At 72.8% G+C, this 15,318-nt stretch carries 11 protein-coding genes; 5 read left to right on the top strand and 6 right to left on the bottom strand.

The genetic code is table 11. The annotated features are described in order from the left end of the window. Positions 1–133 precede the first annotated feature (133 nt). The 4 genes from dnaG to ACIREE_RS23210 all read right to left on the bottom strand — a co-directional run bounded on the left by dnaG (position 134) and on the right by ACIREE_RS23210 (position 5,689). A complete protein-coding gene (gene dnaG / locus ACIREE_RS23225; RefSeq protein WP_404155242.1) occupies positions 134–2,038 on the bottom strand; it encodes a DNA primase in 1,905 nt (634 codons plus the stop codon). 34 nt (positions 2,039–2,072) lie between these two features. Next, entirely contained in the window at positions 2,073–3,347 is a 1,275-nt protein-coding gene (locus tag ACIREE_RS23220; RefSeq protein WP_404155240.1) for an NAD(P)/FAD-dependent oxidoreductase, read from the bottom strand. 115 nt (positions 3,348–3,462) lie between these two features. Continuing rightward, complete coding sequence (locus ACIREE_RS23215) at positions 3,463–4,764, bottom strand: deoxyguanosinetriphosphate triphosphohydrolase (protein WP_404155238.1); 1,302 nt, start codon at positions 4,762–4,764, stop codon at positions 3,463–3,465. A 58-nt stretch (positions 4,765–4,822) separates the two neighbouring features. Beyond that, a complete protein-coding gene (locus tag ACIREE_RS23210; RefSeq protein ID WP_404155235.1) occupies positions 4,823–5,689 on the bottom strand; it encodes a sirohydrochlorin chelatase in 867 nt (288 codons plus the stop codon). Positions 5,690–5,899: 210 nt separating this feature from the next. Here ACIREE_RS23210 and ACIREE_RS23205 point away from each other — a divergent pair, with 210 nt between their 5' ends. From ACIREE_RS23205 to ACIREE_RS23185, 5 genes are all read left to right on the top strand, one after another. Next, positions 5,900–6,577: a vancomycin high temperature exclusion protein gene (locus ACIREE_RS23205; protein WP_404155232.1), complete on the top strand. Its 678-nt coding sequence runs from the start codon at positions 5,900–5,902 to the stop codon at positions 6,575–6,577. Positions 6,578–6,674: 97 nt separating this feature from the next. Further along, positions 6,675–8,771, top strand: a complete 2,097-nt coding sequence (locus tag ACIREE_RS23200; RefSeq protein ID WP_404155229.1) for a molybdopterin oxidoreductase family protein — start codon at positions 6,675–6,677, stop codon at positions 8,769–8,771. A 516-nt stretch (positions 8,772–9,287) separates the two neighbouring features. Further along, positions 9,288–10,964, top strand: coding sequence for a M4 family metallopeptidase (locus ACIREE_RS23195; RefSeq protein ID WP_404155226.1), 1,677 nt, complete (start codon positions 9,288–9,290; stop codon positions 10,962–10,964). 244 nt (positions 10,965–11,208) lie between these two features. Continuing rightward, a complete protein-coding gene (locus ACIREE_RS23190; RefSeq protein WP_404155225.1) occupies positions 11,209–11,727 on the top strand; it encodes a hypothetical protein in 519 nt (172 codons plus the stop codon). Positions 11,728–11,798: 71 nt separating this feature from the next. Next, positions 11,799–12,425, top strand: a complete 627-nt coding sequence (locus ACIREE_RS23185; protein WP_404155222.1) for a class F sortase — start codon at positions 11,799–11,801, stop codon at positions 12,423–12,425. A 46-nt stretch (positions 12,426–12,471) separates the two neighbouring features. On the opposite strand, the gene ACIREE_RS23180 is transcribed toward ACIREE_RS23185, so the two are convergent. Then, positions 12,472–13,257: a sulfite exporter TauE/SafE family protein gene (locus ACIREE_RS23180; RefSeq protein ID WP_404155219.1), complete on the bottom strand. Its 786-nt coding sequence runs from the start codon at positions 13,255–13,257 to the stop codon at positions 12,472–12,474. A 301-nt stretch (positions 13,258–13,558) separates the two neighbouring features. Further along, entirely contained in the window at positions 13,559–15,004 is a 1,446-nt protein-coding gene (locus ACIREE_RS23175) for a ferric reductase-like transmembrane domain-containing protein (protein WP_404155216.1), read from the bottom strand. Positions 15,005–15,318: the final 314 nt, after the last annotated feature.

Below are 15,318 nucleotides of genomic sequence, written 5' to 3'. Positions count from 1 at the left end.
ACAGTGCCGCCACGAGGGGCGTGCGACGACTTTCTGAGTCCGGTGCGTGACCGCGCGGTTACCGTGCTGTACGAGTGCCCGCTCTTCCCCGCCTCGAACAGGCGAAACGGCGCACTTGAGCGTGGCCCGGCGTCTACAGCGCCTGCGCGCCCCGCTCGCGCAGTGCCTGGCCGTACTGCTGGAGCACCCACAACTCGTTCTGCACGGCCACCAGTTGGGCCGGGTCGCCGCCCGAGCCGAGGCGCGTGAAGGTGCCCTGGACATCGCGGATGCGGCGCTCGACCGCCCGCCTGCGCACGGTGACGAGCTGCTCGCCCGCATACGCCTCGTCGACCGTCTTGCGGTGGATCGCCTCGACCGCAAGCTCGGTCACCATCGCCCGTACCGCGTCGTCCGGCGCCGCGTCGCGGACCCGGACCAGATACTCGTGCGGGTCGTGGATGCCCTGCTCGGCGCCGCCCGCCTCCAGGACGGCCTGGCGCACGGCGGCGTACGGCGCGGCCGTGAACTCGTCCATCCCGTACGCGTCGAAGGCCGGGGAGACCAGCTGCGGGTACTGCAGGGCGAGCTTGAGCAACTCGCGCTCGGTGGCGTACACCGGGTTGCGCAGGGTGAGGGCCGGGCCGCCGAACGCGCGGGCGGGCGCGGCCGCCTCGGGCGCCTGGCGGCCCCGGCCCGCGGCGGGGGCCGGGCCCTTGCCGCCGCGGTCCCTGGCCCAGCGGGCCAGCTGCCCGACGCGCTTGACCACGAACTGGGTGTCGAGGATGCCGAGCATGCCGGCGAGCTGGACGGCGACCTCGTGCTGCGAGGCGCTGTTCTTGATCCGGGCGACGACCGGCGCGGCCTCGTCGAGGGCGGCGGCGCGGCCCGCCGGGGTCTCCAGGTCGTAGCGTCCGATGATCTGGCGGAGCGCGAACTCGAAGAGCGGCGTACGGGGTTCGACGAGGTCGGCGACGGCCTCGTCGCCCTTGGCGAGGCGCAGGTCGCACGGGTCCATGTTGTCCGGCGCGATGGCGATGTACGTCTCGGCGGCGAACTTCTGGTCGTCCTCGAAGGCGCGCAGGGCGGCCTTCTGGCCGGCCGCGTCACCGTCGAAGGTGAAGATCACCCGCGCCGACCCGTTGTCCATGAGCAGACGGCGAAGGATCTTGATGTGGTCGCTGCCGAAGGCCGTGCCGCACGTCGCGATGGCGGTGGTGATGCCGGCCAGGTGGCAGGCCATGACGTCCGTGTACCCCTCGACCACGACGGCGCGGCTGGCCTTCGCGATGTCCTTCTTCGCGAGGTCGATGCCGTACAGGACCTGTGACTTCTTGTAGATCGGGGTCTCGGGCGTGTTCAGGTACTTCGGCCCGTTGTCGTCCTCGCGCAGGCGGCGGGCGCCGAAGCCGACGACCTCCCCGCCGATGTCGCGGATCGGCCACATCAGGCGGCCGCGGAACCGGTCGATGGGCCCGCGGCGGCCTTCCTGGGAGAGCCCGGAGAGGGTCAGCTCCTTGTCGCTGAAGCCCTTGCCGCGCAGGAAGCGGGTCAGGTGGTCCCAGCCCGCCGGGCTGTAGCCGACGCCGAAGTGGGCGGCGGCGGCCTGGTCGAAACCGCGCTCGGCGAGGAACGCGCGGCCGATCTCCGCTTCCGGGGACTCCAGCTGATCGATGTAGAACTGCGCGGCGGCCTGGTGCGCCTCGACGAGGCGGATGCGCTCCCCGCGCTGATGCGAGGGGTTGTACCCGCCCTCTTCGTAGCGCAGGGTGATGCCGGCCTGCGCGGCGAGGCGCTCCACCGCTTCGGAGAAGGTGAGGTGGTCGACCTTCATCACGAACGTGATGGTGTCGCCGCCCTCCTGGCAGCCGAAGCAGTGGAAGAACCCCTTGCTCGGGCTGACCTGGAAGGACGGGGACTTCTCGTCGTGGAACGGGCAGAGGCCCTTCAGGTTCCCGCCGCCCGCGTTGCGCAGTTGCAGGTACTCGGAGACCACGGCGTCGATCGGGACCGCGTCCCGAACCGCCTTCACGTCCTCGTCATTGATCCTGCCTGCCACGCGTGAATCCTACGGCCCACCGCCGACACTCCCGTCACCCCTCCACAAGATCACCGAGCGGGACCGTCGGGTCGGACAGCCGCTCCGTGTCGGGCCTGGCGCCCGAGCGGATCAGCTGCTGGATCTGCTCCGTGACGTCCCACACATTCACGTTCATCCCGGCGAGCACCCGGCCGTCATTCAGCCAGAAGGCGATGAACTCGCGCTTGCCCGCGTTGCCGCGGATCACCACCTGGTCGTAGCTGCCCGGCGGCGCCCAGCCCGAGTACTCCAGGCCCAGGTCGTACTGGTCGGAGAAGAAGTAGGGCACGCGGTCGTACGGGGCGTCCTTGCCGAGCATGGCGCGGGCCGCGGCCGGGCCGCCGTTCAGCGCGTTGGCCCAGTGCTCGACGCGCAGGCTGCCGAGCGCCGGCGAGAACGGCGGGTGCTGGAGCGAGGCGACGTCCCCCGCCGCGTGGACATCCGGGTCGGAGGTCCTGAGCGAGGCGTCGACGGCGATACCCCCGCCGTGCTCACGGGCGGCCAGGGTGAGGCCCGCGGCCTCGGCGAGCCCGGTGCGCGGGGCGGCGCCGATCGCGGCGAGCACGTCGTGCGCCGGGTGTTCCTCGCCGTCGTCGGTGTGGGCGGCGAGCACCATGCCGTCCTGGCCGGAGATCTCGGTGAGCCGGGCGCCGAAGTGGAAGCGGACGCCGTGGTCGCTGTGCAGCTCGGTGAAGATCTGGCCGACCTCGGGGCCGAGCACGGCGTGCAGCGGGGTCGCCTCCGCCTCCACGACGGTGACCTCGGCGCCGTACTCACGGGCCGCGGCGGCGACCTCCAGGCCGATCCAGCCCGCCCCGGCGATCACCAGGTGCCCGTTGTCCCGGCCGAGCGCGGCCAGCACGTTCTTCAGGCGCTCGGCGTGGGCCAGGCGGCGCAGGTGGTGGACGCCGACGAGGTCGGTGCCTGGGATGTCGAGGCGGCGCGGTTCGGCGCCGGTGGCCAGCAGGAGTTTGTCGTAGCTGATGGTGGTGGAGTCGCCGAGCCGCACCGTCTTCGCGGCCCGGTCGATCGCGGTGACCGTCTGGCCCAGGTGCAGCTCGATGTCGTGGCTCGCGTACCAGGCCAGTTCGTGGACGAAGGCCTTCTCCCGGTCCTCCTTGCCCTGGAGGAAGCCCTTCGACAAGGGCGGCCGTTCGTACGGGTGGTCCCGCTCGTCACCGATGAGGATCACCCGCCCGGTGAAACCCTCCTCGCGGAGTGTTTCGGCGGCCTTCGCCCCCGCGAGTCCTCCCCCGACGATGACGAACGTCTGGTCCGCGTCGACCACTTGGTGCCTCCTCATTGCGCTGCCGTCATATGCGAGCGTCCCGCACGCAGCGTGATGCGGGAAGGGGGCGTGGCCCTAACAAGGCACCTTTTCCCAGCGTTTCCCGAACTTTTCGTCACGCCCAGTGGTCGGTCGCAAGACGTGCGTGCAGGGAACGGGCCGAGGCGTCGGTCAGGGAGGCGATCTGGTCGACGATGACGCGCTTCCTCGTGACGTCGTCGGGCGCGTCGTCGAACAGCGCCCGGAACTGGGGGTCGAGGCCGTCCGGGGCCCGGGCCGTCAGCGACTGCGCCAGCTCCGCGACGACGATGCGCTGGTCGGCGCGGAGCCGCTCCTGCTGCGGGCGCTGCATCACGTACAGGTCGGCGACCGCCTTGAGGACGGCGCACTCGTGGCGGGCGGCGCGCGGGACGACGAGCTCGGCCCCGTAGCGGGTCAGACGGCCCGTGCCGTACCGCGCGCGGGTCGCGCTCTCCGCGGCCAGGCAGAAGCGGCCGATGAGCTGGCTGGTGGCGTCCTTCAGGCGAGCCTGGGCGACCGCCGTGCCGTCGTAGCCGTGCGGCCACCACTCCTGGTCGAGGAGCCGGTCGAGGGCGGCCGAGAGCTCGGCCGGGTCGGTGTCCGCGGGCACGTACCGCCCGATGGCGACGGCGAAGACCCCGGCACGCTCGGGCTCGGCGTGCAGCATGTTCGGGTCCAGGTGCCCGGCGTGCAGGCCGTCCTCCAGGTCGTGCACGGAGTACGCGACATCGTCCGCCCAGTCCATGACCTGCGCCTCGAAGCAGGTGCGACGGCCCGGCGCCCCTTTCCTGACCCAGTCGAAGACGGGCCGGTCGTCCTCGTAGACACCGAACTTGGACGAGGCGGGATCACTCGGGTGCTCGCCGAGCGGCCACGGGTACTTGGTGGCGGCGTCGAGCGCGGCCCGGGTCAGATTGAGCCCCACGCTGACCAGCTCGTCGCCCTCCTGCATCCGCACGAACCGCTTGGGCTCGATGCGGGTGAGGAGCCGCAAGGACTGCGCGTTCCCCTCGAACCCGCCGCAGTCCTGCGCCACTTCGTTGAGCGCCTGCTCGCCGTTGTGCCCGAAGGGCGGGTGCCCCATGTCGTGCGAGAGGCAGGCCGTCTCGACGAGATCGGGGTCGCAGCCGAGGGCCGCGCCCAGCTCCCGCCCCACCTGCGCGCATTCGAGCGAGTGCGTGAGCCGGGTGCGGGGGCTGGCGTCCCAGTGCTTGCTGCGCGTGCCCGGGGTGACGACCTGGGTCTTGCCGGCGAGCCTGCGCAGCGCCGAGGAGTGCAGGACGCGAGCCCGGTCGCGCTGGAACGCGGTGCGGCCCGGGCGCTTGTCGGGCTCGGGTGCCCACCGCTCGACGTCCGCTTCGTCGTACGTACCGCAACCTTCGTCCGTCAGGGTCATGGCCTGACACTACTGACACCGCGGCCAGGCACCGACATAAGGGGCGGGCCCGGTGGGGTCAGGCGGATGCCAGGTGCCGGGCGGTGCGGGCGGGGTCGAGCAGGGCGCTGTCGTAGCGGTGCAGGGCGAGGCGGGCGAGGTCCGGGTGGGCACCGAGCGGGGCCGCGACGACACCGGGCCCTTGGGCGAACGCGGCCGCCGACTCGGTGGCGAACCGGCCCGGCGCGGTGAAGTACGAGGCGAGCGCGAGCCGGTGGCGGCCCCGGGCGGCGAAGGCGCGGACCGCAGTGGCCACGTCGGCGGCGGGGCCGGAGGCGTAGGCGGGGACGACGGGGACGCCGAGGCGCAGGGCGAGCAGCGCGGCGGTGCGGCGGGTGTCGGTGTCGGCCTCCGGATCACGGGACCCGGCGGCGGCGAGGACGACCCCCGCTCGCCGGCGGCCGCGCTCGGTGAGCCGCCCGGGCCAGCCCGCCGCCAGCAGCCGCTCGTGCAGGACGTCCACGAGCAGGGGGTGCGGGCCGAGCGGGTCGGCGACGCGCGTGAAGAGGTGTCCGGCGGCCTCGGCCGCGCGGGGCAGGTCATGCTTGACGTGGTGCCCGCGGGACAGCAGCAGCGGTACGAGAACGGCCCGGCCGCCCGCGGGCAGACCGGCGAGGACATCCGTCAGCAGCGGCTCGTTCAGCTCGATGTGCCCGAGGCGGACGGTCAGTCCCGGCCGCTGTTCCCGTATCCGCTCCACGAGTTCGCGGACGGTGGTCAGGGCGCGCGGGTCGCGGCTGCCGTGCGCCACGAGGACCAGGGCCGGGTCGGGGCGGAGGCCTCGCCGGGACACCTGGCTGAGCCCGCTGCCCAGCTGATCGCTGATCATGGTGAGGAGTCGCGCCGTGCCGGCCGTGGGGTCGAGGTGTGCGGACGTGTCCGTCATGGGGTGATCGTGCCGGGCCGGGGTTGCCGGTCTGTTGCGCGGGGGTGACGGGCGGTTGCCGGTTCTTCACGACGGGCCCCGGGCCGGGGTGAGCGGGTGAGCGGACGAACCATCCGCCCGCACGCGACGTCTCCTACCTCTGTAGGCCCACAGGCTCACAAGTCCACAGGCCCACAGCCCCGCCGTCGACCGCCCGCCCCGGGAGTTCCCATGCGTCTGCCCCGTCCGCGCCTGCCCCGCACCCGCCGGGGCCAACGGCGCGCGCTGCAGCTCCTCATGGCGGTCTGTGTGCTGGCGCTGCTGCCCGCGACATGGCTGTTCACGTCGACCGGTGACCGGCTGCGTTCCACGGCCGACGTGCCACGCACTGATGTGGCGATGGTGTTCGGGGCGGGACTGTGGCAGGGCGAGCCCTCCCCGTATCTGGCGCACCGCCTCGACGCGGCGGCCGAGTTGTACCGGAAGGGCCGGGTCCGCGCTGTCCTCGTCACCGGTGACAACAGCCGCACCGACTATGACGAGCCGGACGCGATGCGCACGTATCTGACCCGGCACGGGGTGCCGGGCCGTGCCGTGGTGAGCGACTACGCGGGGTTCGACACCTGGGACTCGTGCGTACGCGCCAAGAAGGTCTTCGGGGTGGACCGGGCGGTGCTGCTCAGCCAGGGCTTCCACATCCGGCGGGCGGTGGCACTGTGCGAGGCGGCGGGGGTGTCGTCGTACGGGGTCGGGGTGGACGAGCGGCACGATGCGACCTGGTACGCGGGCGGCGCACGCGAGGTGCTCGCGGCGGGCAAGGCGGCGCTCGACGCGCTGGTCCGCCCCGACCCGCATTTCCTGGGCGCGCGGGAGGACGGCATCCACCGTGCGCTGACCGGGACCCGCTGACCTCACACCGGCCCGCCGGGCGCTGCGAGATGTGCGTACCGCCTGCGTAACCGCGCCCGTCCGTGCCGCGTAACAAGCGCCCCGCACGCTGGCGACCATGCACACGCACACCAGGCCACCGGCTGCCACGCCCACGCACTGTCCGTACTGCGCGCTGCAGTGCGGCATGACGCTGACGCCGGACGCGTCGGGCGAGGGCGTGACGGTCACGGGCCGGGCGGACTTCCCCGTGAACCGGGGCGCGCTGTGCGGCAAGGGCCAGAGCGCGGCGGAGGTCCTCTCCGCCGGGGCGCGTCTGACCACCCCGCTGATCCGCTCGGCCGCGGGCGACCTGGAACCCGCCGGCTGGGACGAGGCGCTGGACGCGATCGCCGAAGGCCTGGCCCGCACGCGTACGGCACACGGCCCGGACGCCTGCGCGGTCTTCGGCGGCGGCGGCCTGACCAACGAAAAGGCGTACGCGCTGGGCAAGTTCGCCCGTACGGTCCTGCGCACATCGCAGATCGACTACAACGGCCGCTTCTGCATGTCGTCGGCGGCGGCCGCGGGCCAGCGGGCCTTCGGCCTGGACCGGGGCCTGCCCTTCCCTCTGGAGGACATCCCCCGCACGGGTTGCGTCATCCTGGTCGGCTCGAACCTGGCCGAGACGATGCCGCCGGCCCTCCGCTACCTCACAGAGCTGAAGGCGAACGGCGGCAAGCTGATCGTCATCGACCCGCGCCGGACCCGCACGGCCGAGCAGGCCGATCTGCACCTGGCACCGCGCCCGGGAACCGATCTGGCGCTCGCGCTCGGCATGCTGCACCTGGTGGTGGCCGAGGGCCGGGTCGACGAGGAGTACGTCCGGGAACGCACCCGGGGCTGGGAGGCGGCGCGGGCCGGGGCGATGGCGCACTGGCCGGAGTACGTCGAGCGGATCACGGGCGTCCCACTCCCCCAACTCCGCTCGGCCGTAGGCCTCTTCACCGAGCCCGACCACGCGATGGTGCTCACCGCACGCGGCCCTGAGCAGCAGTCCAAGGGCACGGATACGGTCGGCGCCTGGATCAACCTGGCCCTCGCCACCGGCCGCCCCGGCCGCCCCCTCTCCGGCTACGGCTGCCTGACCGGCCAGGGCAACGGGCAGGGCGGCCGCGAACACGGCCAGAAAGCCGACCAGTTGCCGGGCTACCGCAAGCTGACGGACCCGGCGGCCCGCGCCCACGTGGCGGAGGTCTGGGGCGTGCACCCCGACTCCCTCCCCGGCCCCGGCCGCTCGGCCTACGAACTCCTTGACGCCCTGGGCAAGGACATCCACTCCCTGCTCGTCATGGGTTCGAACCCGGTGGTGTCGGCACCCCGGGCCGCGCACATCGAAGAACGCCTGCGCTCGCTCGACTTCCTGGCGGTGGCGGACGTGGTCCTGTCCGAAACGGCCGAACTGGCCGACGTGGTACTCCCGGTGACGCAATGGGCGGAGGAAACAGGAACGACCACCAGCCTCGAAGGCCGTGTGCTGCTGCGCCGACGCGCGCTGTCCCCGCCCTCCGGGGTCCACTCCGACCTCGACGTACTGCACGACCTGACCACGCGCCTGGCGCCCGACATGGAGAAGGGCTTCCCCACCGCGCCGGAGGAGGTCTTCGACGAACTCCGCCGTGCCTCGGCCGGCGGTCCCGCCGACTACGCGGGCATCTCCTACGCCCGGCTCGCCGAGGGCGAGGCCCTGCACTGGCCGTGCCCCGACACCGGGCACGCGGGCACGCCCCGCCTCTTCCTCGACCGTTTCGACACGGAGGACGGCCGGGCCCGTTTCGTCCCCGTGACGCACCGGCCCGCGGCCGAGGAGCCCGACGCGGAGTACCCGCTCCATCTGACGACGGGCCGGGTCGTGGCGCAGTACCAGTCGGGGGCGCAGACCCGCCGCGTCGCCGAGCTGAACAAGGCGGCGCCGGGCCCGTTCGTGGAACTCCACCCGCGTCTCGCCGCACGCCTCGGCATAGCGGACGGCGACACCGTCACGGTCACCTCCCGGCGCGGCCAGGCCCTGGCCCCGGCCCGCCTCACCCCCACGATCCGCCCGGACACGCTGTTCATGCCCTTCCACTGGCCCGGCGCGGGGCGTGCCAACACGTTGACCAATCCTGCGCTGGACCCGGTTTCAGGGATGCCGGAGTTCAAGGTGTGTGCGGTTCGGGTGGCCCGGGTCGATTGAGCGGGGCGCTGCGCTTTGCGGAGCCGGTTCGGATTGTCGCCCGGCACTGACGCCCAGCCCTGGGGCTCCGCCCCGGACCCCGCTCCTCAAGCGCCGGAGGGGCTGAAAATACCGGCGCTTGGTGAGAACCGGGGATCAGACGCGTACGAGACGGGAGGGGACAGCCGGAGTGGGCGGGGAACCACGCACTCCACCGGCCCTCGGTCGCGTACGAGACGGGAGGGGACGATCGGGGTATGTGCGCGCGCAGCACAGCGGCACGCGGTAGCGACGCCCGAAGCAACCGGCGAGGCCATCAAGATGGCGAGCACGGACATACCCCGGGCGGCCCCGTACCCACCCCGACACCTGTGGGAGACGACCGAGGGCCGCCGACGAAACACCAGACGGCCACCCTCCATTTATGGCGCACCGACCTTCACAGCCCCGGCACGGTCACACCCTGGACGCGCCTTGTCATGACCGCCTAAAACTGAGGCGACATCAGGATTCAGGAAACCCCCACGTAGGAGCCCGATGAGACCCTCCAGGACCACATCGCGCCTCAGCACCGCCGGCATAGCCGCGGCCGCGGCCACCCTCCTGGCCGCGGCCCTCGCCCCCACGGCGACCGCGACCGCCACCCCCACGCCCACACCCACCCGCACCCCCACCCGCGCCGCCGCCATCACCGCCGCGGCCACCGCGCTCACCACCCACACCACCGCCCTGAACCTGACCCCCGCCCAGAACACCGCCGTCCGCGACGTGATCGTCGACAAGGACGGCACCCAGCACGTCCGCTACGACCGGCAGTTCCACCAACTCCCGGTCCTGGGCGGCGACTTCATCGTGCACCTCACACCGTCCGGCACGTACAAGAGCGCCGACAGGGCCGTCGAGGGCGACCTCTCCGTCCCCACGACGACCCCCAAGGTGACCGCCCCGAAGGCCGCCGACCTGGCCGCGAAGGCGCTGCGCACAGCCACCGCCGGCGAAACGCTCAGCAAGCTGATCTCCAAGCCGCTGCTGGTCGTCGACGCCCTGCACGGCAAGCCCACCCTCGCCTGGCGCACCGACACCGCCGCGAAGGACTCGCTGGGCAACCCGGTCTCCCGAGTCGTCCTCACCGACGCGCTCACGGGCCGGCAGATCGACGCGTGGGACGGCATCGAGACGGCGACGGCGGCAGCGGCCACCGGTGACGGCAAGTCGCTCTACTCCGGCACGGTCCCGCTGCGGACGACGCAGTCCGGCTCGGCGTACCAGCTGAAGGACGCGACGCGCGGCGGCACGTACACCGGCGACGCGCAGAACAAGACCGACCTCTGCATCCTCGGCATCTGCCTGAGCCGCGCCCCCGCGACGCTCTTCACGGACGGCGACAACCACTGGGGTACGGGCGCGAACGCCGACCGGGCGAGCGCGGCCGTCGACGCGCAGTACGGCACGGACCAGACGTGGGACTACTACCAGCAGGCCCACCACAGGGACGGCATCGCAGGTGACGGCAAGGGCTCGTACAACCGCGTTCACTACGGAAGCGGATACAACAACGCGTTCTGGGACGACGACTGCTTCTGCATGACGTACGGGGACGGCGACGGAACCACGTTCGGCCCCCTGGTCGCGCTCGATGTGGCGGGCCACGAGATGTCCCACGGCGTGACGTCCAAGACGGCGGCCCTTGCCTACTCGGGCGAGTCCGGCGGCCTCAACGAAGCCACGTCGGACATTTTCGGCACCCTGGTCGAGTTCCACGCGAACAACGCCGCCGACCCGGGCGACTGGCTCATCGGCGAAAAGGTCGTCAAGCCCGGCTTCGGACAGGCGGCACTGCGCTTCATGGACCAGCCGAGCAAGGACGGGAACTCGGCCGACTGCTGGAGTCCGAGCGTCGGCAACCTTGACGTCCACTACTCCTCCGGCATCGCCAACCACTTCGCGTATCTGCTGGCGGAGGGCAGCGGCCCGAAGGTGATCGGCGGGGTCCAGCACGCCGGCACGACCTGTGACGGCGCCACCCTGCCGGGCATCGGCAAGGACAAGCTCGGGGCGATCTGGTACCGGGCGCTGACGGTCTATATGACGTCGTCGACGAAGTACGCGGGAGCGCGCACGGCGACGCTCGACGCGGCCAAGGATCTGTACGGGGCGAGCAGCGCGGAGTACGCGGCGGTGGCGGCGACGTGGTCGGCGGTGTCCGTGAACTAGGGCGCCAGGGCCACTGCCATGCGAAGGGAGATCAGAGAAAGAACATTCACCCGGTCGCACGGTCGGTGCTGCCCTTCGGGTACTTTCTCGCGACACGCCGGTGACCTGCTGGAATGTTGCCGTCGGGGCGTCAGGGGGGCGCCCCGACGAGCTTTCTGACGCTGCATCAGCAGGCAGCCGGGGGCGAGGAGGACTTACCTCGTGCTTGCAGGGCGCACCCGTCGTCCGCGAAGGAGCAAGCACGATGCGCACAGGCCGACCCCTGACCGCCGCCGCGTTCGCCGTGGCCATCGCCGGATTCGCGGCCGCGCCCGCCTTCGCGGCGCAGGGCGGCCTGGAGGTGTTCCCCGCGACGGCGGTCCCCGGCAGCACGGTCACCGTGAGCACGACGGCCTGCGGCGCGCAGGGCACGGCGGCCGGCGACGCCGGGGCGGTCGGGTCGGGGGCCTTCACGCTGGCCCCCGAGCCGGACTCCGCCGAGGCCGTCGCCCGGTTCGCGGTACCGGCGTCGGCGCAACCGGGAACGTACGAGATCGTCGCCCGCTGCTCCGGCGGCACGGAGGTGACGGGCGATCTGATCGTGTCGCTCGCGGAGGCCGGGGCGCCCGGGGCGCAGATGCCCCGCGGGCATGTGAAGACCGGGGTCGGCGGCGCGCTCGGGCCCGACCCCGTGCAGACCGCGGCGGGAGTGGCGGCTCTGGCCGTCGCCGCCGCGGGCGGTACCTGGCTGCTGCACCGCCGGGCGAGCGGCGCCGGGATGTGACGGTCTTTCGCAAGCGTCCTTCCACGTGGGCGTCCCGCGCCAGGTGCACGAGCCGGGCCCCAGGAGGCTTCATGCGCGGCGCGAACCCCGTCAACGCCGCCATGGGTGCCATCACGGTGCTCGCCCTGAGCGTGGGCGCCTGGCTGCTGGCCGGCGGCTCCGGAGGGCATCCGCCACCGCAGCCGTCCGCCGCGCAGGCCCGCCCCGGCACGGACCGGGACGACCCGGGGGCCACGCCGATGTCCCCGTCGCCGCCGGACCGGATCCGCATCCCGTCCCTGCGCGTCGACGCGCCGCTGATGGGGCTGCGCCTGACGCCGAGCGGCAGCCTGGACGTGCCGCCGCCGCGCAAGAAGAACCTGGCCGGCTGGTACGAGGACGGGACCAGGCCCGGCGAGCGGGGCACGGCGGTGGTGGCGGGCCACGTCGACAACGCGGTCGGCCCTGCCGTCTTCTACGGCCTCGGCGCCCTGACGCGCGGCCGCACCGTCGAGATCGACCGGCGGGACGGTTCGGTGGCGGTGTTCACGGTCGACGCGGTCGAGGTGTACGCGGCGAAGGACTTCCCGGACGAGAAGGTGTACGGGGCCGCTCCGCGGGCGGAGTTGCGGGTGATCACGTGCGGGGGGCCGTACTCACGGCGGACCGGATACCAGGGGAACGTGGTGGTGTTCGCACATCTGACGGGAAGCCGGTAGAACCGGCACAACGGCAACACCCCGCACACCGCATACCACCCACCGCTCAGGCCACCCACTGCTCGTAGGCCATCTTCACCACCAGCGCGCACACCACCGTGAGCAGGACGACCCGGACGAACCCGGCTCCCCGCTTGAGCGCCGAGCGGGCGCCGACCATCCCGCCCGCCAGGTTGAAGACGGCCATGAGCCCGGCCAGTTGCCAGTAGACCGTGCCCTTGACCGCGAACATCGCCAGCGCGCCCGCGTTCGTACAGCAGTTGACGATCTTGGCGGTGGCGGAGGCCGTGACCAGGTCGAGGTGGAGCAGCGCGGTCAGCGCGAGGACCAGGAAGGTACCCGTGCCGGGGCCGATCAGACCGTCGTAGAAGCCGATGCCGAGGCCCGCGAGGCCGATCGCGGCGAGGATCCGGCGCGGCGCGACCGGCTCCGCCGTCGGGGCCGTACCGAAGGACGGCCGGAAGATGACGAAGGCGCCGACGGCGACCAGGACCACCATCACGATCGGCTTGAGGACGTCCGTGCTCAAGCCCGCCGCGAGCAGCGCACCCCCCGTCGAACCCGCGAGTGCGGCGACCCCGATCCGCACGGCCAGGCGTACGTCCACCGGTGCCTTGCGGGCGTAGGTGACGGCGGCGCCGGTGGTGCCGACGATGGCCACGGCCTTGTTGGTGCCGAGCGCGTAGGGCCCCGCGCCCGCGGAGTTCGGCAGGCCGAGCAGCAGCGCGGGCAGCAGGAGGAGGCCGCCGCCGCCCACCACCGCGTCGATCCAGCCGGCCGCGAGCGCGGCGAGGCAGAGCACGACGACGGTGGTCAGGGATATGTCAGGCATGTTCATGACCCTATGGACGGGATACGTGTGCCGTCCATTTAGGGAGGGAGAGTTGAGGGTCGTCTGAGCTTGCCGTCCCGGATCGCGGGACGGCCCGGTCGGGGGCGGGCGGAGCGGCCGGATCCACGGTGAGGGCGAGACATGCGGCGACCAGGGCGCTGGCCGAGGCGAGACCGGCGGCGAGCTTCCGGCGGGCCTGGACCGTAGGGGCGTGGGCGGGGCGGGCGGGTCTGCTGTGGCGGCCCATGGGGACTCCGTGATCGGTCTCTACGTGATCGGTCTCTACGTGATCGGTGATGGTTCAGTACGCGAAGGACTCGGCGTGGATGCGTTCCGCGGGGATACCGGCGCGGGCCAGGGCCGTCGTCGCGGCGGACGTCATGCCGGGCGGACCGCAGAGGTAGACGTCGTGGTCTGCGAGGCCGGGCACGAGGTTGCGCAGTGCCTGCGGGGCGAGCGGGTCGAAGGCGGCGTCGGAGGGGCCGAGGAGATAGTGCAGGGCGGCCTGCCGGGTGCGGGCGATGGCCTCCAGTTCCTCGCGCAGGACGAGCTGCCCCGCGTTGTTCGCGCGGTAGAGGAGCGTGATGTCGCCGGGCGCACCGGGCAGCGTCTCGAACAGGGCGCGCAGCGGCGTGATGCCCACCCCGCCGGCGAGCAGCAGCACCTTGCGGCGGGTACGCCGGTGGGCGGTGAGCGCGCCGAACGGGCCGGTGGCGACGACGCGTACGCCGCGCCGCAGCCTGCGGACCCGGCGCGTGTGGTCGCCGACGGCCTTCACCGTGATGCGGACGTGGTCGCCGTCGACCGGCGCGGACAGGGAGAACGGGAGCGCCGTGTGCCACAGGCGGCGCGCGAGGAACCGCCAGCGGAAGAACTGCCCGGGTTCGGCGTGCAGTTGTCCGAGACCGTGCCCACGCATCAGGACGGACACCACACCCGGCCCTTCGACGCGCACCTCGACGACCCGCAGGCCGTGCCGGCGCGCTTGGCGCAGCGGCACGACGATCCGGTACCAGACGAGAAGCACGGCGACTCCGGCGTGCAGCAGGCACCACAGGCCGAGGCCGAGAGGGCTGGACGCGATGTCGGGTCCGGCCAGTTGGTGGGCGAAGGCCAGGGCCGCGGCGAGGTAGGTGAGCAGGTGCAGGCCGCGCCAGGGGCCGTGCCCGACCCGGCGGCGGACGGCGCGGGCGCTGCTCACGCCGACCGTGCCGAACAGCAGGGTCCCGGCGGCCGCGCAGGCGAGCCCCGGGTAGCCGAGCAGATCGGTGACGGTCGTGAGGAGGTCGGCGCCGGTGTGTGCGGCGTACCCGCACAGGGCGAGGACGACGTGGACGGCGCAGAGCGTGAGGACGTGCCGGCCACCGCGGGCGTGATGGCGGGCGAGCCGGTCGGCGCCGATGCCGTGCTCGACCGCGGGCACTCGGGCCATCAGGAAGAGCATGACGAGGATCCCGTACCCGGCGAGCAGCCCCGACAGATGCGCGCCGGACGCGAACAGGATGTCGAGCCGCGCCGACGGGCGGGCCTGCGCCGCCCACAGGAGCGTCACGGCTGCCCCGCCGATGCCGATCCCGGCCCGTAGCGTGCGCGGCGTGACCCGGATCGGGGCGGCGGGCCGGATCCGGGGTGCCCTGCGCGGGCGCGGCGGTATCGGTGGGGTCCGCGCCGGTTCCTCGGTCTGGCTGCGGTATGCCGACAGGGCGGGGTATCGGGCGAGTTCGGGTTCGACGGCCTCGGTGCTCACCCCGGCACACTAGGCTCCGCCGAGCCGTTGAATTGGCTGGTCAGGGTCGCGGAGGGGTTCCTTAAGCCGCCCTTGAGGTGAGCCTGAACAGGGGTTAAGCCAGGTCCTCCGTCGGCGGCCCGGAGAGAGCTTCCCCGCGCTCCTGGGGGGTCTTCGTCCGCGGGCCGGTGGGGACTTCTCGCGCCGTTCCCCGCCCCCCTGGAGGATTCTTCGTCCGCCGGCCGGTGGGGACTTCTCGCGCCGTTCCCCGCCCCCCTGGAGGATTCTTCGTCCGCCGGCCGGTGGGGACTTCTCGCGCCGTTCCCCGCGCCCCT

It is taken from the genome of Streptomyces sp. NPDC102467 (assembly GCF_044765445.1).
GTDB lineage: Bacteria > Actinomycetota > Actinomycetes > Streptomycetales > Streptomycetaceae > Streptomyces.
The sequence above is the reverse complement of the archived record's forward strand: the minus strand, read 5'-3'. Positions and strand labels throughout refer to the sequence as shown.